Annotated in this window: 18 protein-coding genes; 5 read left to right on the top strand and 13 right to left on the bottom strand. The window is 38.2% G+C overall.

The window, feature by feature from the left end:
• Positions 1 to 6: 6 nt before the first annotated feature.
• Genes KXJ69_RS08585 through KXJ69_RS08570 form a run of 4 tightly spaced genes read right to left on the bottom strand, consistent with a single transcriptional unit; the run spans position 7 to position 4,468 of the window.
• Positions 7 to 582, bottom strand: coding sequence for a YdeI/OmpD-associated family protein (locus KXJ69_RS08585; protein WP_219052648.1), 576 nt, complete (start codon positions 580 to 582; stop codon positions 7 to 9).
• Positions 582 to 2,207 (bottom strand): M1 family metallopeptidase, encoded by a 1,626-nt coding sequence (locus KXJ69_RS08580; RefSeq protein ID WP_219052646.1) that lies wholly within the window; start codon positions 2,205 to 2,207, stop codon positions 582 to 584. Before KXJ69_RS08580 ends, KXJ69_RS08585 begins: the two co-directional genes overlap by 1 nt.
• 1 nt (position 2,208) lies before the next feature.
• Entirely contained in the window at positions 2,209 to 3,534 is a 1,326-nt protein-coding gene (locus KXJ69_RS08575) for a M28 family metallopeptidase (RefSeq protein ID WP_219052954.1), read from the bottom strand.
• A gap of 46 nt (positions 3,535 to 3,580) precedes the next feature.
• Positions 3,581 to 4,468, bottom strand: coding sequence for a TolB-like translocation protein (locus KXJ69_RS08570; RefSeq protein ID WP_219052644.1), 888 nt, complete (start codon positions 4,466 to 4,468; stop codon positions 3,581 to 3,583).
• 19 nt (positions 4,469 to 4,487) lie between these two features.
• Here KXJ69_RS08570 and KXJ69_RS08565 point away from each other — a divergent pair, with 19 nt between their 5' ends.
• The 4 genes from KXJ69_RS08565 (at position 4,488) to KXJ69_RS08550 (ending at position 7,707) form a co-directional block, all read left to right on the top strand.
• Positions 4,488 to 5,501, top strand: a complete 1,014-nt coding sequence (locus KXJ69_RS08565) for an aldose epimerase family protein (protein WP_308701039.1) — start codon at positions 4,488 to 4,490, stop codon at positions 5,499 to 5,501.
• Between the two features lie 322 nt (positions 5,502 to 5,823).
• Entirely contained in the window at positions 5,824 to 6,264 is a 441-nt protein-coding gene (locus KXJ69_RS08560) for a phage tail protein (protein WP_219052640.1), read from the top strand.
• A 285-nt stretch (positions 6,265 to 6,549) separates the two neighbouring features.
• The gene (locus KXJ69_RS08555; protein ID WP_219052639.1) at positions 6,550 to 6,915 is read left to right on the top strand and encodes a hypothetical protein; all 366 of its coding nucleotides are present in this window, start codon (positions 6,550 to 6,552) and stop codon (positions 6,913 to 6,915) included.
• A gap of 351 nt (positions 6,916 to 7,266) precedes the next feature.
• Positions 7,267 to 7,707, top strand: coding sequence for a VapA/VapB family virulence-associated protein (locus KXJ69_RS08550; protein WP_219052637.1), 441 nt, complete (start codon positions 7,267 to 7,269; stop codon positions 7,705 to 7,707).
• A gap of 139 nt (positions 7,708 to 7,846) precedes the next feature.
• On the opposite strand, the gene KXJ69_RS08545 is transcribed toward KXJ69_RS08550, so the two are convergent.
• From KXJ69_RS08545 to purL, 8 genes are all read right to left on the bottom strand, one after another.
• Positions 7,847 to 9,652, bottom strand: coding sequence for an acyl-CoA dehydrogenase FadE (locus KXJ69_RS08545; protein ID WP_219052635.1), 1,806 nt, complete (start codon positions 9,650 to 9,652; stop codon positions 7,847 to 7,849).
• Positions 9,653 to 9,753: 101 nt separating this feature from the next.
• Positions 9,754 to 10,944, bottom strand: coding sequence for an acetyl-CoA C-acyltransferase (locus KXJ69_RS08540; RefSeq protein ID WP_219052633.1), 1,191 nt, complete (start codon positions 10,942 to 10,944; stop codon positions 9,754 to 9,756).
• Between the two features lie 152 nt (positions 10,945 to 11,096).
• Positions 11,097 to 11,342, bottom strand: coding sequence for a four helix bundle protein (locus KXJ69_RS08535; protein WP_255571291.1), 246 nt, complete (start codon positions 11,340 to 11,342; stop codon positions 11,097 to 11,099).
• Between the two features lie 41 nt (positions 11,343 to 11,383).
• Positions 11,384 to 13,792: a 3-hydroxyacyl-CoA dehydrogenase/enoyl-CoA hydratase family protein gene (locus tag KXJ69_RS08530; RefSeq protein ID WP_219052631.1), complete on the bottom strand. Its 2,409-nt coding sequence runs from the start codon at positions 13,790 to 13,792 to the stop codon at positions 11,384 to 11,386.
• Positions 13,793 to 13,794: 2 nt separating this feature from the next.
• A complete protein-coding gene (locus tag KXJ69_RS08525) occupies positions 13,795 to 14,244 on the bottom strand; it encodes a MarR family winged helix-turn-helix transcriptional regulator (RefSeq protein WP_219052629.1) in 450 nt (149 codons plus the stop codon).
• A gap of 111 nt (positions 14,245 to 14,355) precedes the next feature.
• The gene (locus KXJ69_RS08520) at positions 14,356 to 16,137 is read right to left on the bottom strand and encodes an AMP-dependent synthetase/ligase (protein ID WP_219052627.1); all 1,782 of its coding nucleotides are present in this window, start codon (positions 16,135 to 16,137) and stop codon (positions 14,356 to 14,358) included.
• Between the two features lie 107 nt (positions 16,138 to 16,244).
• Positions 16,245 to 16,574: a T9SS type A sorting domain-containing protein gene (locus KXJ69_RS08515; RefSeq protein ID WP_219052626.1), complete on the bottom strand. Its 330-nt coding sequence runs from the start codon at positions 16,572 to 16,574 to the stop codon at positions 16,245 to 16,247.
• 123 nt (positions 16,575 to 16,697) lie between these two features.
• Positions 16,698 to 20,372 (bottom strand): phosphoribosylformylglycinamidine synthase, encoded by a 3,675-nt coding sequence (gene purL, locus KXJ69_RS08510; RefSeq protein ID WP_219052624.1) that lies wholly within the window; start codon positions 20,370 to 20,372, stop codon positions 16,698 to 16,700.
• A 229-nt stretch (positions 20,373 to 20,601) separates the two neighbouring features.
• Here purL and KXJ69_RS08505 point away from each other — a divergent pair, with 229 nt between their 5' ends.
• On the top strand, positions 20,602 to 23,529 hold the full coding sequence (locus KXJ69_RS08505) for a GEVED domain-containing protein (protein ID WP_219052622.1): 2,928 nt from the start codon (positions 20,602 to 20,604) through the stop codon (positions 23,527 to 23,529).
• A gap of 51 nt (positions 23,530 to 23,580) precedes the next feature.
• Here KXJ69_RS08505 and KXJ69_RS08500 read toward each other — a convergent pair whose 3' ends face one another.
• Positions 23,581 to 24,624, bottom strand: a complete 1,044-nt coding sequence (locus tag KXJ69_RS08500; RefSeq protein WP_219052620.1) for an endonuclease — start codon at positions 24,622 to 24,624, stop codon at positions 23,581 to 23,583.
• Between the last annotated feature and the right edge of the window lie 10 nt (positions 24,625 to 24,634).

Here is a 24,634-nt window from a genome sequence, read left to right as displayed (position 1 = left end):
TTTTAACTAAAATGATTGTCGTGATTTAATACCTGATTGACAAAGCTGGATTATTTCATGAATTCTTTTTAATCGCGTTTCCGCTCTCTTGGCTTGAAACAACCAACTTAAATACCCTTTTTGATAGCTAGGTGCAAAATCTTGATAGTTTTTAAAAGCTTGTGGGTGTAATGCAAAGGCATTTTGAAGATCTTCAGGAATCACTAAATTTTCAACATCGTCCATGGCAGACCAAGTGCCAGTTTTTTTGGCGTGGTGAATCATTTCCCAACCACTATCGTGTATTAAGCCTTCTGCTTCTAATTCTTCGATGTATTTTTTGTTTAAGGCGCTCCAGAAACTTTTCGGGTTTCTAGGGCAAAAATATTGCTGCCTTTTTCCATTGCCCAAACTTTTTACAGTACTATCAATCCAACCATAACATAGGGCGACTTTTACAGCTTCCTCCCACCGCATCGAAGGGATTTCCATGTCTACTTTATAAAAAATTAAATGGACTCCTTGTGCGTATTCTTTATGGTAGTCGTGTAGCCATTCTCGCCATTCTACATCTCTTGGGAAATACAATTCGGGTTTTTCCATTAGTTTTTCAATACTTCGGATTCAACATAAAAGTCGGGCTTAATAGTCGCAGATTCAATAGTGGATTTAAATTCTTTGCTTTTCCATTCTGAAGTAGGGAAAATCCATTCTTCCTTTCCATTGATCACCATAATAACAGGCATATCAAATTTTTCAATAATGTTGGTATACCTAAACGAAAGTGTATTCTCTATAATTTTGTATTCCACTTTTGGAATCATAGTCGTTCTAAGATATTGCTGCCAAAATTCGGTTAAATCAATTCCAGATTGCTTACTAATATACTCTTCCACCTGCTGGCTCGTAACGGTTTGATGGTAAAAGACTGTATTTAATCCTCGAAGAATACTGCGCCATTTCTCATCGTCTTCCAGCAATTGTCGTAGCGTATGTAAAATGTTTGCTCCTTTGTAATACATATCACTACTACCACTGTGGCTTACATTATAGGTGCCAATGACAGGACGGTCATTACGAATTATTTTACGAGTCCCTACCACATATTCGCTGGAGGCTTCTTTTCCGAAGTGATAATCCAAATACAAATTTTCAGAATAGGCGGTAAATCCTTCGTGAATCCACATATCGGCGACATCTTTATTCGTAATATTATTGGCAAACCACTCGTGTCCTGCTTCATGAATAATAATAAAATCGAATTTTAATCCCCAACCAGAGCCACTTAAATCGTTTCCTAAATACCCATTTGCGTAGCCATTCCCATAGGTTACACTGCTTTGGTGCTCCATTCCCAAATAAGGTACTTCTACAAGCTTAAAACTGTCTTCATAAAAAGGGTAGGGGCCAAACCAATGTTCAAAGGCTTCCATCATCATAGGGGCTTGTTTAAATTGGGCTTTTGCTTTTGCTTCATTTTCAAGAAGCACCCAATAATCCATATCGAGTTCCCCTTTTTCTCCTTTGTATTTTTCTGAAAAGTGTACGTAATCTCCAATATTCACATTGATAGCGTAGTTATTGATGGGGTTTACCACTCTCCAAGTCCACGTTTTTTTGTCTCCTTTATCTTGTGTATTTATAAGCCTTCCATTCCCTACAGCTACTAGATTGGAAGGGACTGTAATTTCAAGATGTACCCCTTTGTCGGGTTCGTCAGCAGGGTGATCCTTATTAGGCCACCAAATACTGGAACCAATTCCTTGATTAGAATTGGCAATAAAATGATTTCCTTGGCTGTCTTTTCGCCAAGTAAACCCGCCATCCCAAGGCGGATTCCGAGCGACCTTTGGCGTTCCTGAAAATTGTATGGTTAGTGTGTTAGTCGCTCCTTTTTTCTGTTTTTCTTTTAGGTTTATAAAATGAGCGCTTCCTTCTGAAGTGAATGAAAGTTCCTTGCCTTTTTGAGTCACTTTTTCAATTTTCATAGGGTTTTGAAGGTCAATTTGCATTACCTCTTTCGATTCTAGTACTGTATAAGTAATGGTATTGACCCCTTGTATGGATCGTGCTTCTGGGAATACTTCTACCTTAAGGTCATATTGTTGTAAATCCCACCATGCTCTTTCCGGAGTGATGCTACCGCGCAAGGTATCTTGTTTTGTAAATTGTGCTTGTACTGAAAGTGCGAAACTTAAAAACAGTATTGAACCAATACATTTTTTCATATTATCTCATGATTGAATTTGGAAATACAACAACGCTTTCGTGACCGTCTTTACTCACCGAAGCCACTCCAAAAAAGAAATTATCAATAACAATTCCTTCTAAAGTAAATTCTGAAACATCACCTACATATCTGCTATAATCCCAAGTAGGGGAAGTAGTGTCTCGCCAATAAATAATATAGCCTTTGGCTCCGTCCACTTTATCCCATTTTAATTTGGCAGAAGGCTCTACAATACCACCTATGGACACATTTTTTGGCGCAGGAGGTGCCCACGCCAAACGTGCCAAATTAATAGCATTTACGGCAGTGAGCTTTTTGGCATATTCAAAATTGACGAATTTTAATTTATCACCGTATTCAATACCATTTTCCATACGAATGTCTTGATGTTGTTGGGTGTAATTTTCGTGCGCTTCCATAATTCTAATGCCTGCAAAACCGGCATCGTTAAACGGACGGTGATGACCCCCACGACCAAAACGGTCCAAACGATAAATCATCATAGGGTTCATTTCGGGCATATAGGTTTTGGTTGTTGTATAGACGTATCGTGCCAGTTGTCTCGAAATGCCATCCACTTCGCCGCCATAAAATCGACGGGCATTGCGTTCTCTATCGGTTTCGGTGGGAGGGACGGGTTCGCTAAAAATTCTAAAATATCGATTACTTTCAACGCCATCTACACCAGTAGTGTTTCCTATCATATCGTTGTTAAAAATGCCTATGATTTCCATGCCGTTTTGTTTGGCGTATTCGGCAAAACCTTTTCCGCCAAAGAGTCCTTGTTCTTCGCCGCTTAAGCCAAGGTAGATGATGCTATTTTCAAAAGTGTAGTTACTTAAGACTCTTGCAGCTTCCAAGGTGCCAGCCATTCCACTGGCATTGTCGTTGGCTCCTGGAGCATCGTCGGTATAGTTATTAGGGTCGCTTATTCTGGAATCGATATCGCCACTCATAATAATAAATCGATTGGGGTATTTGGTACCCTTTTGTATTGCCACTACGTTTACCACCCAAACATCTTTGGTGATGCGGTTATTTTCTCCTGCTTTTACCAAATCTTTCTGAAAAAACACTTCCAAACAGTCGTTACAATCTTTTGAAATGGTTTCAAATTCTTTTTTAATCCATCGTCGGGCAGCACCAATACCTCGAGTGTTTGAGATCGTATCGCTTAAGGTATGTCGTGTTCCAAAATTGGCAAGCGTGGTGATGTCTTTTTCAATTCGTTGGGAAGAAACTTCAGCAATAATATCGTACAATCGGGTATCGGTTTGGGAATATCCCAAGCTTAGTCCGAAAAAAGTGAGAACCAATAAAAACATTCCCCTTGTTTCCCCTTCAAAAGGGGATATAAATACCTTCATAAATTTATTTTTTTGTTTCAGCTACGAAAGCTAATTTAGTACCATTAGGGCTTATGGACAAACGCGTAATATTCGTAATTCCTTTTTCAGAAAAATCGGCGATTTTATTCCAATCTCCATTTCCGAATAGGTCATATAAAAAAAGTTGTGCACCACTTCCAATGATGATTTTATAATCGGTTATCCAGACATAATCCTCAATGCCAATGGGTAACTGGCACACGAAAAAACTTTCTAAGGTTTCCATGTCTAGCTGATACACATCAAAGTTGCCTTCCTCGTTTTTAGCGGTATAACTCGTAGCTTTTGTATCGGGAATGGAGTGGATAGAACGCCCACTTCCTTTCAGTAATTTGTAGCTTTTCCCTTCTGTAAGGTCATAGACCACCAAGTGCAAATCGTCTCCTTCAATGATGGAGCTTACCACGGTATGTTCATTGTAAAGTGTGTAATAGGCAACGACCAAATCTGGAATAAATTCTTCCGATGTACCCGCTTCAGTATAGCGATACAAGCGCTGTTTCCCATCAGGGTCAAGGCGAACTGCTGTAATATCGTTACTATTAGGGACAGGCTGTGGCGAGTATTCGCCGCCTTCGGTTTTGGTGTTGAAGTACTTTTCGGTATGTTCAGAAAGATTTAAAACACTAATATCGGTTTGTCCTCCATGCGTTCGTGCATAGAGTAGGGTGGTGTCGTCTTTAAAATACGGCTGATTGTCATACCCCTCATTGTTTGAAATATTTCTGAAGTTCTCAAACGAGAACCCTTGGTCTGTTTCCTGAATGTCAACGAGGTAGACATCGGTTTCTCCTTGAGCAAAAAAAAGTGTGGTGGTTAAAGAGAAAAGGAAAAAGAGAAATAATTGTGGGAACCTAAATAACTTATGCATTAATTAATTTTATAGTTTTATATTAGAACTTCAGAACCCTAAAGATACCATAAAAATTAATTCAGAAAGTATAGAAATACAACTTACTGGGCCTTCAGGAATCCAGATGAAAGTAACCAATTATGGTGCCACACTCATGCGATTGCAAGTCCCAAATGCGAAAGGAAAATTAATTGATGTGGTGGTAGGACTTCCTAAAGCCGAAGCCTATACGTCTTTCCATTACCAACAATATAATTACTGTCTAGGTGCTACCATTGGGCGCTATGCAGGGCGAATTAGCAAGGGAGGTTTTACCTTGAACAACACTTTGTATCCTCTTAAAGATGAAATTACACTTCACGGTGGCAACAAGGGTTTTGATACGCAACTCTGGAAGGTCGAGGAAGTAGTGGAAACGGATCAACCCTATGTGCTGTTCTCTTTGGAAAGCGAAGCTGGAGCTAATGGCTTTCCGGGAACTGTAAAGGTTTTTGCCAAGTATCAATTAGTTGAAAATAGATTACAAATTACCTATACCGCTACTACCGATGCTCCTACGGTGCTTAACCTTACCAATCATTCTTATTTTAATTTGGATGGAAAAGGAAGTGTGCATGGCAACAAGCTATTTATACACAGCGACGAGCTACTTGAAACCAACGAGCGACTTGTCCCAACGGGACGATTGCTAAACGTAAAAGACACTCCCTTTGATTATACCAAGCCTACAACGCTTCACTTTAATGGGCATTACGGACTCGACACCCCTTTTGTGTTAAATAAGGGCGATATAAAAGCTACTTTGTTTTCTGAAACTTCGGGGATTGAAATGCAGGTAACGACCAATCAGCCTAGTTTGGTGTTGTTTACGCCGCAAGATTTCCCGCAGATGGGATTACGAGACCATGATACCTTTACAACATTTCCTGCCATTTGTTTTGAGTGCCAAAACTTCCCAGATGCCCCCAACCAAACCCATTTTCCTTCTTCTGTAGTACTCCCTGCCGAAACCTATGTTAATGAAATAGGCTATGCCTTTAAAACGAGCTAATTACGTATAAATACGTATGGTATTTTGTACTATTTATTCGCAATTTGTGATACACAATCTCATTTTATGCCAGCCATAAAGCGTTGTAAAATAGCTTGGAGGTGGGGGAGACTATCCAAGCGCGCTTTGTGGTTTTTGGTATGCTACACCTTAGTGTTACCAAGCAAAGTAGCTTGATGGGTGAGTGATACAGGCGGTGAGTTATTTGTATAAAAAGGAGTTAGTTTGTTGAAAACTAAGAATAAATAGGGGTGAAACCCGGTTGGTTTTAAAGTGAAAATAGACGAACTTCGTTTAACAGTGTTAAACGAAGCTTTATAATATGAATTGGATAATTGAACCACCTGTCGGATTTTATTTTTCACTAAATGTTGATGGTGAGGAAATTGCTTTTAAGGAAGTTTCCGGATTGAGTCATGAAATGGGCATAGAAGAGGTAGAAAATGGTGGGGAAAATAGATTTATACATCGCATACCAAAAACGGCCGAGTATCAAAATTTAGTGCTTCAGCGAGCCATTGTTAACTCAAACTCACAATTCCTTAATTGGTGCAAAACTGCCTTTAGCAGTGCCTTTGACCAAGGAATCACGCCAAAAGATATAAATGTTACTTTGCATGATAGTGAAGGGCAAATACTTATGAGATGGAATTTCTTTAACGCATACCCTGTAAAATTTGAAATTTCAGAACTAAGATCACAACAAAACGAAGTTCCTTTAGAAACAGTAGAATTAGCATATAGCTATTACGATAAGCAATAATGTAAAATACTACTATAAAAAAATTCATAATCCCCACCCCTCGGTGGGTTTTTTTATTCCAAATGTTAAAAAACTTGCTCTAAAAGTCATATAAGTTGTTTTGGTAGTCAGTGTAGTAGCTTTAAAAGTAAGTGGAGTAGTTTTAAGACTCGGTTTTTGTGAGTTCTAAAACAACTCAACTTATTTATAGGACTAATTGTCTTGTTTAAAAAGTTATGGAAGTAGTTTTAAAAGTCATAAGATGTAATTATTTTAGCTAATGTGTTAACCTTTAAGACATTAAAAATGAAAAGACAACCCACCATCGAGATTCCGCCTATGCCGCATATTGGTAAGTTGTTTAGAGACTATGTAGAGGAAAACCGTATTTACCAGTCGGTATTGGCAAAGATACTAGGCAAAACGCAATCGGTGTTATTGCGGTATCGTTTTAGAAAAAGTTTACAGTGTTATTTGCTTTGGGAGCTATCGGTAGGCCTAAAGCATAACTTCTTTATGGACTTGGCGGCGCAATTGCCAGACACGTATTCTACCAGCGCACCCGATGTGACCATACCCTATAAAGAGCGTATTGCTGCTTTAGAGAAAGAGCTGGAAACCGTAACCCGTGAGCGGGATTTGTTAAAGGAAGTGATTGTACAGAAGGGGTAGGGGGAACAACCCCTCCGCCCCGACACGTTGGTCGGAATAACATTCCAATTTGTAAGACCATTGTCATTTAGAGTGTCACACTGAGCTTGCCTGTGCTGAGCTTGTCGAAGCATCAAAGTGCGTAGCTTCAGCATGAGATTCCCTGTCTGCCGACAGGCAGGCTCACGTTGTTCGGAATGACATTGTTATTCTTATTTATTGATAAAAAAGGCTCATAATCAATTATTTACGTATATACACGTATAGGGTTATTGATTTAAGTTGAGTTTATTTGAGTATTATAATTAGTTACTTATTAAGGATTAATTATAACATTAAACTAACCTTTTTATTAATTAAAAACTATATCAAATGGCTTTAAGTAAAGAACATCGTGAAGCAGCCGCAAGTGAGGCTAAGAAATTTTTCAATGGAAAGATTTCAGACAATGAATTAAATGAATGTTTAACTACCGTTAAAAGTGGAAGTAACTCAGTCCCTGCGCAAGGGTCTTTTATTTGTGCTGTTTTTTATTGGCGCATCCATTTAGTTCAAGGAAGTAAATCTTTTACAGGGAATGCTGGAGGAATAGGCTTTGTAGGTGGAGGCTCTACAAATGGTGATATTTACCTAGCTAGTGGTGTATCTATTAATGAGCTATTAAATAATACAACTTCTTTTCAGTTCAATTCGGCTGCAGTTTATCTCAATGTAAATTTCTTTGATACTAATAGTAAGTTTCTTGGAAGTTATCAAGGAGGAGGAATAGGCACATGTCCAGGTACTGGAGGAGGTACAGGCGTATGGTCTTAATTGTTTCGAAATAATTAAAAGTATATTTACTTTAATAAACAAAATCGCCCTTCTTATAAAAGTTGGGCGATTTTCAACTAACCAACCTCCTTTTCACAAACCTAAGTGACACACTTTGGGTTTGCTTCCGGGAAGATTCTTAAAAGCAATATTTATTTTCTGCCGTTACTTTTTCGGCAATAAGGTTACGCAAATCTACAATGTCTGGATAATTGGTATATTTTACAAATCGCTTTAAGCCCATCAACAACATACGTTGCTCGTCGCCTTCCGCAAAGGAAATGATACTTTCTTTTCCGTTTTTCTCCACAATAGATACGGCGTTGTACAAATACAATTTTGCCATCGCAATTTGTACTTCTTGTTCTTTTTCACCAAAACGCTTGGCATTCTTTTCGGTACGTAATAAGGTACTTTCTGCCATATAGATTTCAATGAGGATATCACTAGCGGCAATCAACAATTGCTGGTGATCTTCCAAATCGGGACCGTATTTTTGAACAGCAGCACCCGCCACCATTAAAAATACTTTCTTCATATTGGCAATCATCTTTTTCTCTTCGGCAAACAGCTCGCTAAAATCGGGTGTTTCAAAAGAAGGGATACCTGTTAACTCATCGGCTACCGCTTTGGCTGGGCCTAACAAATCCACGTGGCCTTTCATCGCTTTTTTCACCAACATCCCTACCGAAAGCATTCGGTTAATCTCGTTGGTTCCCTCGTAAATTCGCGCAATACGCGCATCACGCCAAGCCGCTTCCATAGGGGTGTCTTCACTAAAGCCCATTCCTCCAAAGATTTGGATTCCTTCATCCGAGCAATTTTGCACGTCTTCTGAAACCGCTACTTTTAAAATAGAACACTCAATAGCATATTCTTCCACGCCTTTTAATTCGGCTTCTTGGTGGCTGTTTCCAGCCTCTATACGAAGCGCAATGCGGTCTTCAATATCTTTAGCGGCTCTATAACTAGCACTTTCCCCGGCATAGGCTGAGGTCGCCATTTGAGCAATCTTGGTTTTAATAGCACCAAACTGCGCAATAGGGGTGTTGAATTGCTTACGCTCATTAGCATACTGAACGGCTGTGGTAGTGATTCGGCGTTGCGAATCAAGACACGCAGCAGCCAATTTAATTCTACCTACGTTAAGGGCGTTCATCGCAATTTTGAAACCGTTCCCTCTTTCCGAAAGCATATTCTCCACGGGTACTTTGGTATCACTAAAGAATACCTGACGAGTAGAGGAGGCTCGAATTCCGAGTTTGTGTTCCTCTTCTCCCATGGTAATTCCGTTGCTTGGGTCGTTTTCAACAATAAACCCAGTTATGTTTTTATCGTCTTCAATACGTGCAAATACAATAAACAACTTACAGAATCCCGCATTGGAAATCCACATTTTTTGTCCGCTAATTTTGTAATGCGTACCGTCTTCGCTTAGAACCGCTTTGGTTTTTCCGCTATTGGCATCACTTCCAGCACCAGGTTCGGTTAGACAATACGCACCAAACCACTCCCCAGTGGCTAATTTTGGCACGTATTTTTGTTTTTGTGCTTCAGTTCCATACAGGGTAATAGGCATGGTGCCAATTCCTGTATGGGCTCCAAAGGCCGTACTAAACGAACCTGTTCCGCTGGAAATATAATCACACGTAAGCATGGTAGAAACAAAACCCATTCCTAGTCCGCCGTATTCTTCAGGCACGGCAACGCCTAAAAATCCAAGGTCCCCCGCTTTTTTTAAGACAGATTCGGTTAAGGCATAATCTTTTGCTTCGAAGCGTGGTTTATGCGGAATAATCTCACGGTCGTTAAATTCCATCACCGCTTCTTTCATCATTTTTTGCTCTTCCGTGAAGTCTTCGGGCGTAAATACGTCTTCACAAGCTGTTTCTTTTACTAAGAATTGTCCACCGCGGAGGAGGTTTTTTGTTTTTTCTGTGCTCATAGGTTTCTTTTTTTTTGACTTAAGATTTCACGACTTAGGACTTACGATAACATCATAGCATCCTACGTCTTATGTCTTTAAATCTTACGTCTATTTCTTATTTAATTCAAAAATTCGTAGATGGCAGCCGCTCCTTGTCCTGTTCCTACACACATCGTCACCATTCCGTATTTGTTTTTCATATTTCGTTTACGCATTTCGTCAAATAATTGCACCGAAAGTTTAGATCCTGTACACCCTAGAGGATGTCCTAAAGCAATCGCACCACCATTTACATTTATAATATCTGGATTTAGGTCTAGCTCCCGAATCACTGCAATAGATTGCGAAGCAAAGGCTTCATTTAACTCGATTAATTCGATGTCTTTTTGTTGCAATCCTGCTTGCTTTAATGCCTTCGGAATCGCCTTTACAGGTCCAATTCCCATAATTCTGGGCTCTACTCCAGCCGCCGCAAAATTGACCAAACGAGCTATGGGCTCCAGATTTAATTCTTTTACCATGTCTTCGCTCATAATCATCACAAAGGCCGCTCCGTCACTCATTTGTGAAGAGTTTCCTGCTGTAACGCTTCCATTGGCAGCAAACACAGGACGCAGTTTTGCGAGAACTTCTAAAGACGTATCGGCACGTGGTCCTTCGTCCTTCGTTACCGTATATTTTTTGGTTTCCTTTTTCCCAGCAGCATTGATAAAGGTTTGCTCCACTTCCAAAGGAACTATTTGGTCTTGAAAACGATTTTCGGCTTGTGCTTTTAATGCTTTTTGGTGCGATTCGTACGCAAATTTATCTTGGTCTTCGCGAGACACTTTAAATTGGTTGGCAACGGCTTCCGCAGTGTTTCCCATTCCCCAATAATAATCTTCGTGTCCTGCTTTTACAATGTCGTAGTTGAGTTCTGGTTTAAATCCAGACATCGGTACCGCGCTCATACTTTCGGCACCTCCTGCAATAATACAATTGGCCATTCCCGACTGAATTTTAGCAGTCGCCATGGCAATGGTTTCTACACCCGAGGCACAAAAACGGTTGACAGTAACACCAGGTACATCCACAGAATCTAGTCCGATTAAGGAGATAAATCGTGCCATATTTAAACCTTGCGAACCTTCTGGCATGGCATTTCCTACGATTACGTCGTCAATACGTGTTTTATCTAGGTTGGGCAGTTCCTTCATCATATACTGAATGGTTTCTGCGGCCATTTCATCGGTTCTTTTAAATCGGAATACCCCTTTAGGTGCTTTCCCTACGGCGGTTCTGTATGCTTTAACTATATATGCTGTTTTCATATTGTATGACTTATGATTGTATGACTTACGACATAGGACTACTTTAAATTGTCTATGAATTTGGCAATCATACTTTGTAGTTTATGTATTTGTTTTTCTAATTCTTTAAATTGCTCTTTTGAAATATATTCTATTTCTAAAGCTATTATTAACTAACTTTCAATTTCGTAAGCTGAACCTAATGCTGCTTCCAAAAATTGAATAAAATGTTTGTCTGTTCCCCGTGCAGTTCCTTCTGAAATATTAGAAGGAATTGAAACAACAGCTCTTTGTAATTGATTTGTTAGACCATAGGTTTCAGATTTTGGAAATGTGGCTGTAATGGTATAAATATCTTTAGATAATGAAATTCCCAACTTCCAAATTCCCAATTTTCTAAAATTATGTCTAGATGCCATTTTCTTATGTCCTAAGTCTTTTAGTCTTATGTCAAATAACTTTAGTTTCTTAACGGTTTCCCTTTTTGAATCATATGCTGTAATCTCTCTAAGGTCTTGCGTTCTCCGCAAAGACTTAAGAAAGCTTCTCGTTCTAAATCCAATAAATATTGCTCGGTGACAAGGGTAGGTTCACTTAAATCTCCTCCCGCCATCACATAGGCAAGTTTGTTGGCTATCTTTTGATCGTGTTCGCTAATGTATTTACTAGCTTCCATAGAATCTGTTCCTACTAAGAACATTCCAAGAGCCTGTTTTCCGAGGACTTTTACATCTTTTCGCTTCACAGGCTTCGTATAGCCTTGATCTGCCATTTGTCGTGCCACAGCCTTTGCCGTAGCGATTTGTCGGTCTTTGTTTACGACCACGATATCTTTTCCTTTCTTCAGAATGTCCAAATCATAGGCTTCATAGGCTGAAGTAGATACTTTTGCCATTCCAATGGTTAAGAAATATTCCTGAAGACGGTTTAGCTCTACATCATCTTTCATAAAACTGTCGGATGCTCGTAACGCCATTTCCTTGCTTCCTCCACCACCTGGGATAACACCTACACCAAATTCCACCAAACCGATATAGCTTTCGGCTGCCGCTACTACGCGATCTGCGTGAAGCGTCATTTCGCAACCACCTCCTAAGGTCATTCCGTGTGGAGCAACCACCGTTGGAATGGAAGAGTAGCGCAATCGCATCACCGTATCTTGGAAGAATTTAATCGCAGCGTTTAACTCATCATATTCCTGCTCTACGGCCATCATAAAAATCATTCCAATGTTAGCACCCACTGAGAAATTTGCTCCTTGGTTTCCAACTACCAATCCGTCGAAATCTTTTTCGGCAAGATCGATGGCTTTATTTAAACCAGCAAGCACATCGCCGCCAATACTGTTCATTTTACTTTGGAATTCGCAGTTTAGGATTCCATCGCCTAAATCTTCTACCACAACGCCCGAATTTTTAAAGACTTCGTTGCTTTTTCGGATGTTATCTAAAATGATAAAGGCATCTTGACCAGGAACTTTTAGGTGTTTTTTCTGCGGAATGTCATAATAATAGGTAGCTCCGTCTTTTACTGTGTAAAATGACGTTGCACCAGCATCTTTCATTTCTTGAATCCAAGCGGCCGGATTTTTACCCGCAGCTTCCATAAGCTCTAAGCCTTTATCCAATCCAATAGCATCCCAAATTTCGAAGGGACCGTGTTCCCAACCGAATCCGGCTTTCATCGCATCATCGATTTTATACAATTCGTCTGATATTTCAGGAATACGATTTGTCACATAGGCAAACATGCCTGCAAAATTTTGTCTGTAAAAATCACCTGCTTTGTCCTTTCCATTGATAAGGATAGGAAACCGATCGATGACTTTATCCACACTTTTGGTGAGTTCCAGCGTTGCAAAAGAGGCTCTTTTGGAAGAACGATACTCCATGGTGTCTAAATCCAAGGTAAGGATTTCGCTACTGCCATCGTCTTTGCGTACTTTTTTATAAAAGCCTTGTCCACTTTTGCTTCCCAACCATTTGTTGTCCACTAAGGTTTGAACAAAATTGGGTAGTTTAAAAAGGTCATGGGCTTCATCTTTCGGGCAATTTTCATAGATTCCATTCGCGACATGAACCAACGTGTCTAACCCAACCACATCTACTGTACGGAAGGTAGCCGATTTTGGTCGCCCAATCACAGGCCCTGTAAGTTTATCTACTTCTTCCACAGTAAGTCCCATATCTTTTACCAAGTGGAATAGACTTTGAATTCCAAAGATTCCAATACGGTTCCCAATAAAAGCAGGGGTATCTTTAGCTACCACAGTTGTTTTACCGAGGAATTTTTCTCCGTACCCATTTAGAAACTCAAGAATTTCAGGATCGGTTTTTGGCCCCGGAATGATTTCGAATAATTTTAGATAACGCGGAGGGTTAAAGAAGTGCGTTCCGCAGAAATGCTTCTGAAAGTCTTCACCACGACCTTCACTCATAAACTTGATAGGAATTCCGGAAGTATTCGTAGTAATAATAGTTCCGGGAGTTCTATGCTTTTCAAGATTTTCAAAAACTTGCTTTTTAATATCCAATCGCTCAACGACCACTTCAATAATCCAATCAACATCTTTTACCTTGGCAATATCATCTTCTAAGTTTCCAGTATTGATTCTATTGGCAAAACTTTTATGGTAAAGCGGGGCAGGATTCGATTTAATGGCTTTTTGAAGATCGCCATTAACAATTCTATTTCGCACTACTTTATCTTCTAGAGTAAGTCCTTTCGCTTTTTCGGCATCAGTTAGTTCTCTGGGCACGATATCGAGTAGGAGTACTTCCACACCTATATTGGCGAAGTGACAAGCAATCCCACTTCCCATAATTCCGGAACCAATGACGGCCACTTTATTAATTCTTCTTTTTGACATGCTTATGATATTTTATCGGTCGTAAAATTATTTTTTGTTTGCACCATTTCCATGATGGTATTGGCAACTTTTTTAAATGTTTTTAGGTCGTCCTCAGAGACGTTTTGTTTAACGGCTTCATCAAAGCGAAGCACCACACCTTTTGAAAATTCTCTCATTTCTTTTCCGAACGGGGTGAGGTGAATAAGGACACTACGTCCATCTGCAGGATTGGGCTTTCTTTCAATAAGCCCTCGTTCCTCCATATTTTTTAAAGTGCGCGATAAGCTTGTAGCTTCCATGCCCATTTTGGGTCCTAAAGAGGTTGAAGGGGTATCCTCATCTGGATCGATGCTTATTAAAGCAAACCCTGTGGCCATGGTGCTATCCATTTTACTGGCCTCTTCGTTATACATTTTTGAGACCGCCATCCAAGTGGCCCTTAGAATATAATCTATGGTTTTTTCTTTCATTTAAAAAATTGAGATACCAAAGATAATTAAAAATACTATGCACGCATAGTAAATCGATGTTAATTTTTATTGAAGTAGAGATTTTATTGAAGTGGGGGTAAGATAAACTTGTTATACTTGGTGTTCGTAAATCTTATTATAGAGGTCTAAGTACTTTTCCTTAACCACCTTACGTTTCATTTTCATAGTAGGAGTAAGGTGACCCGATTCGATACTCCAAATATCTGGCGTGAGTTCAAACTTTTTAATTTTTTCCCATTTTCCAAATCGTTCGTTATAATAATCCACTTCTTCTTGAATACGGTCTATTAATTTTTGGTTTGAAACTAGTTCTGAAGGATTATTAGGTAGATTTAAATTCTTTCTTTTATTCCAGTCGGCGATAAATTCCCAATTGGGTTGTATTAAAGCGGCAGGCATTTTTTCACCTTCTCCAATGACCATAACTTGCTCAATAAATCGAGATTGCTTTAACGCATTTTCAAGCAATTGCGGAGCAATGTATTTTCCACCACTGGTTTTAAACATTTCTTTTTTGCGGTCGGTGATTTTTAAAAACCCTTCGTCATCTACTTCACCAATATCACCTGTATGAAAATAGCCGTCTTTTAAAACTTCGGCGGTTTGATCTGGGTCCTTGTAATAGCCCATCATTACTTGAGGTCCTTTAATAAGAATTTCCCCATCTTCGGCTATTTTTACTTCTGTTTCGGCGATGGGCTTTCCTACAGTCCCAATTTTAAATCCACCATTTCTCATATCGTTTACCGATACCACAGGAGATGTTTCGGTGAGGCCGTAACCCTCCATAACTGGGACACCAGCCGCATTAAAAACCCTTGCCAAACGAGGCTGTAAAGCGGCGCTCCCAGAGGCTATTGCTTTTAAGTTCCCACCCAAGGCTTCTTGCCATTTACTAAAAATAATTTTGCGTGCTATCTTTAATTTAAACTCGTACCACCATCCGTTTTGACCATAAGGTTCATATTCAAGTCCTAAATCTACTGCCCAAAAGAAAAGATTCTTTTTAATTCCTGTTAAATCGGTTCCTTTTGCATAGATTTTATCATATACCTTTTCAAGAAGACGCGGTACAGCAGACATCACTTCTGGCTGTATTTCTTTTAAATTATCACTAATCGTTTCTAAAGATTCAGCAAAATGAATTTGTACACCACAATACTGATACATATATAATAACATGCGCTCGTAAATATGGCAAACAGGAAGGAAGCTTAAGGCTTTAGAATGCCCCAAATCTATAGGTAATCTGTCGGCACTATATATGGCATTGCTAGCAATGTTTTTATGTGTAAGCATCACCCCTTTTGGACGCCCTGTAGTTCCCGAAGTGTAAATTAAGGTAGCTAAATCATTTTCATTTACTGAATCTTTTAACTTTTCAACTTCTTCTTGATTACTTTCGTCTTCACCTAACTTAAGAACTTCCGTCCAATTTGGACAACCTTCAATTTCATCAAAAGAATAGATCGCTCTTAAAGTAGGAACGTTATCTTTTATTTTGTTTATTTTTTCCAATACTTCTTTGCACGAAACAAAGCAAACAACACTTTCACTGTGATTAAGTACGTATTGGTAGTCTTCTTCAGAAATGGTTGGGTAAATAGGTACATCCTGTGCTCCTAATTGTAAAATACCGATGTCACAAATGTTCCATTCGGTGCGATTGGTCATCGAAATAATGGCGACTTTATCATTTTTCTTAACCCCTAATTGCAATAACCCTCTACTTATAGCATTGGCTTTATTAATATATTCTTGGGTAGAAGTTGCAACCCATTCACCATTATATTTAGTTACAAGTGCTTTGTCTAAATTATATATGTTGAGCTGGTGATAGGGAAAGTCAAATAATCGTTTAATGTCGCTCATAGCCTAATTTTCTGTCTTGCAAATTAGGAAAAATTATTCAGTTTTCTTTTGAAAAAAAATGAAGCCTTTAGAAAGGCTTCATTTTAAATAAGATATGTAGTTGTATTTTATAATCGAACTATTTTAAAACTTTGTGATATATCACCAGAAGATAATTTCAAAATATACAAACCACTCACGATATTACTATAATCAAGAGTTTGAAACCCATTGTTATTTTTTTGAAATCTTACTGTTTGACCTAAAGAATTTATGATTTCAATAGAATAATCATTAAGATTTGTTTTAATACTTAAACGATCTTCAACGGGGTTAGGAAACACAGAAAAATGTGTAGTTAAGGTCTCTGTGATAGCAACAGGGCTATTCTCGCTCTTGTTTTGCGAAAATGAGTTTAATCCACTAAACACTATTAGAATTAATAATAATTTTTTCATACGTAGGTTTTTGAATTGTTTAAAAGATTTGGGGGCTATTAAACAAGATTAATACGGCTAAGATATTCTATGTTAATTAAATAAACAACATTTTATCGATTATTTATATCTTTTAGACGGATATTATTTTTTTTCCAACCATGTTCGAGCATTTACAAAGGCTTCCAGCCATGGTGAAACCTCATCTTTTCTACCGTTCGGGTAATTTGCCCAATTCCATTGAAACATGGATCGCTCAATATGTGGCATGGTAACCAAATGTCTTCCGGTTTTATCACACAACATGGCGGTGTTGTAATCGCTTCCATTTGGATTTGAAGGATAGCCTTCATATCCGTACTTGGCTACAATATTATAATCTTTTTCTTCCATAGGAAGGTTAAATTTTCCTTCCCCATGACTAATCCAAACACCTAAAGTGGCTCCTTCTAAAGAGGAAAGCATGACACTATTGTTTTTTTGAACGTTCACGCTTGTAAAGCTACTCTCGTGTTTATGAGAATCATTATGGTGCATTTTGGACAGGTTCTCATGTTCTGGGTTAATGAGGTCTAGTTCTAAAAACAATTGACATCCATTACAAATTCCCACACTCAACGTGTCTTCTCGCTCAAAGAATTTTTTTAGCGCCGTATTTGCCTTTTCATTGTATAAGAATGCCCCAGCCCAGCCTTTTGCAGAGCCTAAAACATCGCTATTAGAAAATCCTCCCACAGCACCAATAAACTGAATGTCTTCCAATGTTTCTCGACCACTAATTAAGTCGGTCATGTGTACATCTTTTACATCAAAACCAGCTAGGTACATGGCGTGCGCCATTTCGCGCTCACTATTGCTTCCTTTTTCTCTTATAATCGCAGCTTTTAACCTTCGTTCATTCTTGTTCCAAGTAGCTGAAGCAGGTAGTTTTCCGTTAAAATGACTTGGGAATTGATAGGTTAAAGGTTGTTGCTTATAATTTTCATATCGTGCTTCAGCAAGATAGTTTGCCGTTTGTTTTCGATCTAATAGGTATGATGTTTTGTACCAAGTATCTCTAGTTTCAGAAATCGTAAAACGGAAGGTGTCATTACCATTTTTAAGTTGAAGCGAATCAGCTTCAGTCACCCTTCCAATTTTATGGAAAGCAATATTTTTTTCTGATAGTAACGCTTCTAAATTATTATCATTTGAAGCTTGAAAGACAACCCCGCAATTTTCAGAAAATAAAAGCTTTACAGAATCCTTTTCAGCTAAAGAAGTTAGATCGATTTCTGCTCCTAAATTCACATCGGCAAAACACATTTCTAATAATGTGGTGATTAATCCACCTGAAGCCACATCGTGTCCTGCAACAATTTTTCCTACTTTAATTAATTGTTGAAGTGTGTTAAAAACAGTTTTAACATATGCAGCATTTTTTACTGTGGGTACTTCATTTCCAATCGTATTTAAAATTTGAGAAAAGGAAGACCCTCCTAATTTAAAATTATCTTCAGAAATATTGATGTAATAGATGCTTCCACCCTTTTTTTGAAGCACTGGCTCCACCACTTTATTGATGTTATTGCAATGTCCCGCTGCCGAAATAATCACCGTTCCCGGTGCAATTACCTCTTCATTTTTATATTTCTGCTTCATCGAAAGGGAATCTTTTCCGGTAGGAACATTGATCCCTAAATCTATAGCAAAATCGCTAACTCCTTTTACCGCTTTGTAAAGTCGAGCATCTTCACCTTCATTGTTACACGGCCACATCCAGTTTGCCGATAGAGACACACTTTGTAAACCATTTTCTAAAGGTGCCCAAACAATGTTTGTTAAGGCTTCGGTAATTGAATTTCTGGAACCAGCTACGGGATCTACCAATGCACCTATAGGGGAATGCCCAATAGAAGTGGCAATCCCTTCTTTGCCTTGATAGTCCAGCGCCATGACACCACAATTGTTTAAAGGCAATTGCAAAGGCCCAGTACATTGCTGTTTTGCCACAAGTCCACCCACACAACGATCTACTTTATTGGTCAACCAATCTTTACATGCCACAGCTTCTAATTGTAACACTTGTGCTAAATAGTCTTTTATTTTAGAAGTTTCATATTGCGCAGGGGTATAATTTCGCGCTATTGAAACATCATTCATGATGGTTTTTGGAGAGCTTCCAAACATATCTTCCAAAGCAAAATCCATAGGTTTTGCTCCAGTGGTTTTACTTTCAAAAACAAATTTGTGATCTCCAGTTACATCCCCCACGGTATACATAGGAGAACGCTCTCGCTCTGCGATACGTTGTAAGGTTTCGATATGTTTTTCAGAAATAACCAATCCCATTCGCTCCTGTGATTCGTTTCCAATAATTTCTTTTGCCGAAAGGGTAGGGTCACCGACGGGAAGTTTATCGAGATCAATTTTTCCTCCTGTTTCTTCTACCAATTCACTTAAACAATTTAAGTGTCCACCGGCACCGTGATCGTGAATAGAAACAATGGGGTTTTCATCACTTTCCACCATCCCTCGAATAGCGTTTGCAGCTCGCTTTTGCATTTCTGGGTTGGAACGTTGTACAGCGTTTAATTCTATTCCACTAGAAAATTCACCTGTGTCTGCACTGGAGACGGCGGCACCCCCCATACCAATTCGGTAGTTTTCACCTCCCAGAATCACTACTTTGTCTCCCTTTTTTGGAGTGTCTTTTATAGCTTGGTTTTCCTTTCCATACCCTATTCCTCCAGCGAGCATAATGACTTTATCAAACCCTAGTTTACGGGCCTCTTCTTCGTGCTCAAAAGTTAAGACGGAACCTGCTATAAGAGGTTGCCCAAATTTATTTCCAAAATCGGAGGCACCATTACTGGCTTTAATTAGAATATCGAGCGGTGTCTGGTATAACCAGTCTCTTTCTTTCATTGCTTTTTCCCATGGACGATTTTCTTCCAATCGCGAATAGGAGGTCATATATACCGCCGTTCCTGCCAGAGGCAAGGAGCCTTTTCCACCTGCCAAGCGATCTCTAATTTCGCCACCACTTCCCGTAGCAGCACCATTAAAAGGTTCTACTGTGGTTGGGAAGTTGTGGGTTTCGGCTTTTAGTGAAATAACACTTTGGAAATCTTTCTTTTCGTAAAAATCGGGTTCGTCTGCTGTTTTAGGAGAAAATTGAGTAGCCTTTGGTCCTTTTATAAATGCGACGTTGTCTTTATATGCAGAAACAATTCCGTTAGGATTTTCTGACGAAGTCTTTTTTATCAATTTGAATAGAGAAGAAGGCATTTCTTCACCATCGATGATAAAGGTTCCGTTGAAGATTTTATGGCGACAGTGTTCGCTATTTACCTGACTAAAACCAAAGACTTCACTATCTGTTAATTTTCTATTTAATTTTTTCGAAAGAGTTGAAAGATATTCAATCTCTTCAATATTTAATGCTAATCCTTCAGCTTCGTTATAGGCTGCAATATCTTCAATTTCCTGAATGGATTCTGGCTGAATATTGATGGTGTAAATATCTTGATTTAATTCAGAATATTTTTGGGAAAGCATGGGGTCATAATCATTGGAACTTTCAGATACATTTTTAAATTCTTCAATTCGAAGAATTCCATCAATCCCCATATTTTGTGTAATCTCCACTGCATTGGTACTCCAAGGAGTAATCATAGCAGCTCTTGGACCAATAAAAAAATCCGCTATTGCGGACTGTTCTATTTTAGGTTGGTTGCCAAACAACCACACAAGTTTTTCTATAGTTTCTTTGGAAAATGTTCCTGAGGTTTGGACAGCAAAAACAATGTTTTTTACGTCTCCAAAAAAGTGAATCATGAATACCAGATTTTGAATGCACAAAGATACTTAATTAATTACCATTTTTAGGAATTAAATATTCGAGTTTTTTAACAAATACCTGTTTAAAAATCTACTTTTGTTCAAATTATTTCCCTAGTTCTATTCAAAAAGAGAATCTATTTTCATATTTCGTTTAAATAGTTGGTATAAACTACTATTTTTTTTACGAATAATCAATATATTGTGCATTCAAAAAATAAAACCAATGAAAAAACATCTTTTACTATTATTAATGCTATTATTTGTGGGCTTCGGTTCCTATTCTCAGGAAAAATACCCACCAAGTGAAATTATCACAGGAACTTATATTGGAAAAACAGGTCGTATGGACGAATTTCCAAAATATAAGCGGAACATGGATTCTGAAGTTCCTACCATGGTAGTTGATCAACGTGTATCCACTACTCCTAATAAGGTGAAAAAGGCACCTAGTGTAATACCAAACCTCCAAACCGAACCTGGAGGAATAAGAAGTTTACCTATACTTCAAAATTTTATTGGTGCATCTCAAAATGAATCTGGATTTTTACCACCCGATCCTACTGGAGCTGCTGGTCCAAATCATTATGTTCATTCTGTAAATTCCTTAGTTAAGATTTTTGATAAATCTGGAAATTTACAAGTTGGACCTGTAAACCTTTCAACATTTTTAGGGATTGGTTCAAACAATGGAGACCCAATAGTACTTTATGATCAATTAGCAGATCGTTGGGTTGTAAGTGAGTTTGGAAATTTAGGTTCTAACTTAGGGTTGGCTATAGGTGTTTCAGAAACCAATGATCCTGCAGGAGCCTATAATGTTTGGCAATATGCTTTTTCCGGTCTACCAGATTACCCAAAATATGGTGTTTGGCATGATGGATATTATGGTACTGTTAACTTGGCTGGATCTATAACACAGGGATTTGTTATGGAGAGAGAAGAAATGTTAAATGGTGGAACTTCGCCACAAATTATTATATTTAATTTTCCAGATATTGTAAACAATCCTAATACTGTTAAAAGTGCTGAACCAGCTAATCTTTTAGGAACTGAAATAAATCCTAATACACCTGGTTATTTTACTTACTTACAAGATGATGATTGGACACCCGCTATTGCTTTTGACCATTTAAAAGTTTGGGAGGTTATTCCAGATTGGGATAACACAGCCAATTCGACTATTTCTGCTCCTTTAGAAATTCCAACCGATCCTTTTGATGCAGGTGAAGTTTTTGGAAACGGTAATGGTGCTATTCGCCAACCAGGAACAAGTCAACGACTTGCTGGACATGGAGGAATTATATCTTTCGGAGCTAATTTTAGATCTTTCCCTACACACAATTCTTGGCTAATCACATTTAATACTTATATAGATGCCAATGAAACGGGTGGAATTAGATGGATTGAATTACGAAACGATACACAAAACCCTTGGAGTATTTATCAAGAAGGGACTTATTCTATTGCAGACGGTCATAGTAGGCTAATGAGTACATCTGCGATTGATGTTGAAGGAAATATTGCGTTGGCCTATACAACGGCAAGTACTACGTTACCAGTGTCATTAAGATATACAGGACGCTTTAACGGTGATCCGCTAGGGCAAATGACAGTTGCGGAAACTGTAATTTTTGATGGACCAGGTGTAAGAACAAACACATATAGATATGGAGATTATGCTCATATGACCATGGATCCAGATGGGTTTACTTTTTGGACAACGGCAGATTATTTTTCCTCAAACAACTTTTGGAGATCTCGGGTAGCTGCTATTAGAATCTTAGGTCCTTTTACAAATGATGTTGGAGTTAGTGCTATAAATGACCCATCTAATGGTATTTTAACTAATGCAGAGACCGTAGAAGTAAGTATTAGAAACTATAGCTTAAGTTCTGTAACTAATGTTCCAGTAGAATTAAGAGTTGATGGAAATTTGGTAGCTTCTGAAACTTATGTGGGAACAATAAACTCTAATGAGGCTGTTACATACCAATTTACACAAACTGTTGATTTATCCAACCCTGGACAAACTTATAATATTGAAGCTAGAACTACTTTAGGTGGTGATGGATATGTTCCAAATAATGAGTTTACTAAGGAAGTAAAACATTTATTAGCAAATGATGTGGGAGTAATTGCTATTGTAGCTCCAACGAGCGGAAATAGCCTTGGAGATGAAACGATTACAGTGAGAGTAAAAAACTACGGAGCGGCGATTCAGTCAGGTTTTGATTTAGAGTATAATGTTAATGGTGGAACTCCAATAGTTGAGTCGTTCCCAGGAACTATTGTTTCTGAAGAAGAACTTAACTTTAGTTTCGCACAGACATCAGATTTCACAACGGTTGGAACTTATACTATTACGTCAAGTACATCTTTATCTGGAGATCAAGATGCTTCAAATGATGAAACTTCTGTGATGGTAGAAAATCAATTATGCCTTCCGGTTTCTAATTGTAACGCAGGTCATGGGTTTAGACTTTTTGAAGTTGGTGGAATAAACAATCCTTCAGGATGTGAAGGCTATGGTGATTTTACAAACTTAGTCGCAAATTTAGATGATGGAAGCACTACATCTCTTACAGTTTCGGCAGAATATGGAAGTCAATTTATAAGTGTATGGATAGATTTCAATGATGATTTAACTTTTACATCAAATGAACTTGTTGTTGATAATTATGAGTTTGCTCCAGGCCAAAATGGTGGTAATTTTACAGAAACTATGGATTTAGTAGTTCCTGGAAATGTTCCTTTAGGAGAACATTTAATGAGAGCTAGAGCTAGTGGAGTTGGTCCAATTCCTGCAAATGCTTGTGATGAAATTTTATTTGGTGAAACTGAGGATTATAAAGCAAATATCGCAAACTTAGGAGTTGATGATTATGCAATAAATGATTCTAATCTTGTTGTTGTATCCAATGATAATAACCAATTTGAAGTGATTTTTGAAACTGCCTACGACGAAGGTGTGTTTTTAGCAGTTTACAATGTGCTAGGTCAAGAAATTGGGTTTAATAAGAGCGTACCAAAAATTGATGGTGCGTATAGACTAAACCTAGATATGTCAAATGTATCTAGTGGTGTCTACATTGTGAGAATCGGTGGTCAAGCTACAACCACATTTAAAACGGCTAGAATTATTGTTAAATAATTTGAGATACGCAGAATAAACAATAAAAAAAGCGGGCATTGCCCGCTTTTTTTATTCAATTATAATTTTTTTGATAACTCGACTTTCTTTCTTTCTAAATTCTATTAAATAAATACCTTTTTGTAAGGAGGAAAGGTTAATAGATTTACTTTGTTGAGGCACTTTATTAGTTTCAATTTCCTTTCCAAAGAAGTCATAAACGCTATACGTATCTATAGTTGTTGAAGTTTCAAAATTAAGCACTTCCTGAGCTGGATTTGGATATATGGTTATAGAGGCTGTACTAAAATCATTTATTGAAAATAAATCCCATCTGTCTTCCGCAGGCACTCCTCCCCAAATAATTGTGGCTAAATAAGGATTGTCAATAAAAGGGTTGCGATTACCGTATAAGGTTTCAAAATAATCGTTTCGTTGGTCTTCAAAAGGTGTCACAGGATCCTCGGCATTCCATTGTAAGAATAATTGTAACATATTTGTGCTTCCTTGTAAACTCCCAACACCAGTAAGTGAAGGCAAACAACGGTCTCCGTATCGTGTGTACATATACATGATCATCCTAGCCACATCACCTCTCCATTCATCTCCCGGATACCAATTGCCACTTCCCACATTACCAGCATTTCCACTTCCTGAAGCAAATTTTTTATTTGCTTTGTTGTTATTCATTTGTTGGTCACTTGGGCGAATGTTATGTGGATCGGCACCTATTCCAGTTGTATTATTATCTACATTTCCCATGGGTGGACTTGCATTTGACCGCGCAAAAACGTGCTCTCTATTCCATTGGCAGGTAGAACCTCCAAAATCACCTTTATCTCTACTTCTATCGGTAGTACAATTTCCGTCGGTGTCATTATATCCGTAGACTAATAACACATTGTTTCCGTTTGAAGTATCTTCATCACTTATTAAAACGGCATCTCGCACATCGCCATATGTAAAGCTACTACTAGCCTGATCTATTTTGTCTTGTAGCTCAAAATATAAATCCTGTCCTTTTAAATTGAGATTTACGTCATTATAATAGGACTGTTGGGCGAAAGTGTTAGAAATTAATAAAAAGGTAAGCAGGGGTAAAAAAATAAATTTCATTAAAGTAGTA

This window comes from Halomarinibacterium sedimenti (genome assembly GCF_019312585.1).
Classification (GTDB): Bacteria; Bacteroidota; Bacteroidia; order Flavobacteriales; family Flavobacteriaceae; genus Halomarinibacterium; species Halomarinibacterium sedimenti.
This window is presented reverse-complemented; position numbering and strand designations above follow the sequence as displayed.

What these genes read in the sequence shown, in the direction of transcription:
- purL (WP_219052624.1), bottom strand. Translation starts at nt 20,372, where the DNA reads ATGATTCACTTTTTTGGAGACGTAAAAAACATTGTTTTTGCTGTCCAA.
- KXJ69_RS08560 (WP_219052640.1), top strand. Translation starts at nt 5,824, where the DNA reads ATGAATTGGATAATTGAACCACCTGTCGGATTTTATTTTTCACTAAAT.
- KXJ69_RS08580 (WP_219052646.1), bottom strand. Translation starts at nt 2,207, where the DNA reads ATGAAAAAATGTATTGGTTCAATACTGTTTTTAAGTTTCGCACTTTCA.
- KXJ69_RS08545 (WP_219052635.1), bottom strand. Translation starts at nt 9,652, where the DNA reads ATGAGCACAGAAAAAACAAAAAACCTCCTCCGCGGTGGACAATTCTTA.
- KXJ69_RS08555 (WP_219052639.1), top strand. Translation starts at nt 6,550, where the DNA reads ATGAAAAGACAACCCACCATCGAGATTCCGCCTATGCCGCATATTGGT.
- KXJ69_RS08515 (WP_219052626.1), bottom strand. Translation starts at nt 16,574, where the DNA reads ATGAAAAAATTATTATTAATTCTAATAGTGTTTAGTGGATTAAACTCA.
- KXJ69_RS08520 (WP_219052627.1), bottom strand. Translation starts at nt 16,137, where the DNA reads ATGAGCGACATTAAACGATTATTTGACTTTCCCTATCACCAGCTCAAC.
- KXJ69_RS08585 (WP_219052648.1), bottom strand. Translation starts at nt 582, where the DNA reads ATGGAAAAACCCGAATTGTATTTCCCAAGAGATGTAGAATGGCGAGAA.
- KXJ69_RS08505 (WP_219052622.1), top strand. Translation starts at nt 20,602, where the DNA reads ATGAAAAAACATCTTTTACTATTATTAATGCTATTATTTGTGGGCTTC.
- KXJ69_RS08575 (WP_219052954.1), bottom strand. Translation starts at nt 3,534, where the DNA reads ATGTTTTTATTGGTTCTCACTTTTTTCGGACTAAGCTTGGGATATTCC.
- KXJ69_RS08550 (WP_219052637.1), top strand. Translation starts at nt 7,267, where the DNA reads ATGGCTTTAAGTAAAGAACATCGTGAAGCAGCCGCAAGTGAGGCTAAG.
- KXJ69_RS08535 (WP_255571291.1), bottom strand. Translation starts at nt 11,342, where the DNA reads ATGGCATCTAGACATAATTTTAGAAAATTGGGAATTTGGAAGTTGGGA.
- KXJ69_RS08540 (WP_219052633.1), bottom strand. Translation starts at nt 10,944, where the DNA reads ATGAAAACAGCATATATAGTTAAAGCATACAGAACCGCCGTAGGGAAA.
- KXJ69_RS08500 (WP_219052620.1), bottom strand. Translation starts at nt 24,624, where the DNA reads ATGAAATTTATTTTTTTACCCCTGCTTACCTTTTTATTAATTTCTAAC.
- KXJ69_RS08530 (WP_219052631.1), bottom strand. Translation starts at nt 13,792, where the DNA reads ATGTCAAAAAGAAGAATTAATAAAGTGGCCGTCATTGGTTCCGGAATT.
- KXJ69_RS08525 (WP_219052629.1), bottom strand. Translation starts at nt 14,244, where the DNA reads ATGAAAGAAAAAACCATAGATTATATTCTAAGGGCCACTTGGATGGCG.
- KXJ69_RS08570 (WP_219052644.1), bottom strand. Translation starts at nt 4,468, where the DNA reads ATGCATAAGTTATTTAGGTTCCCACAATTATTTCTCTTTTTCCTTTTC.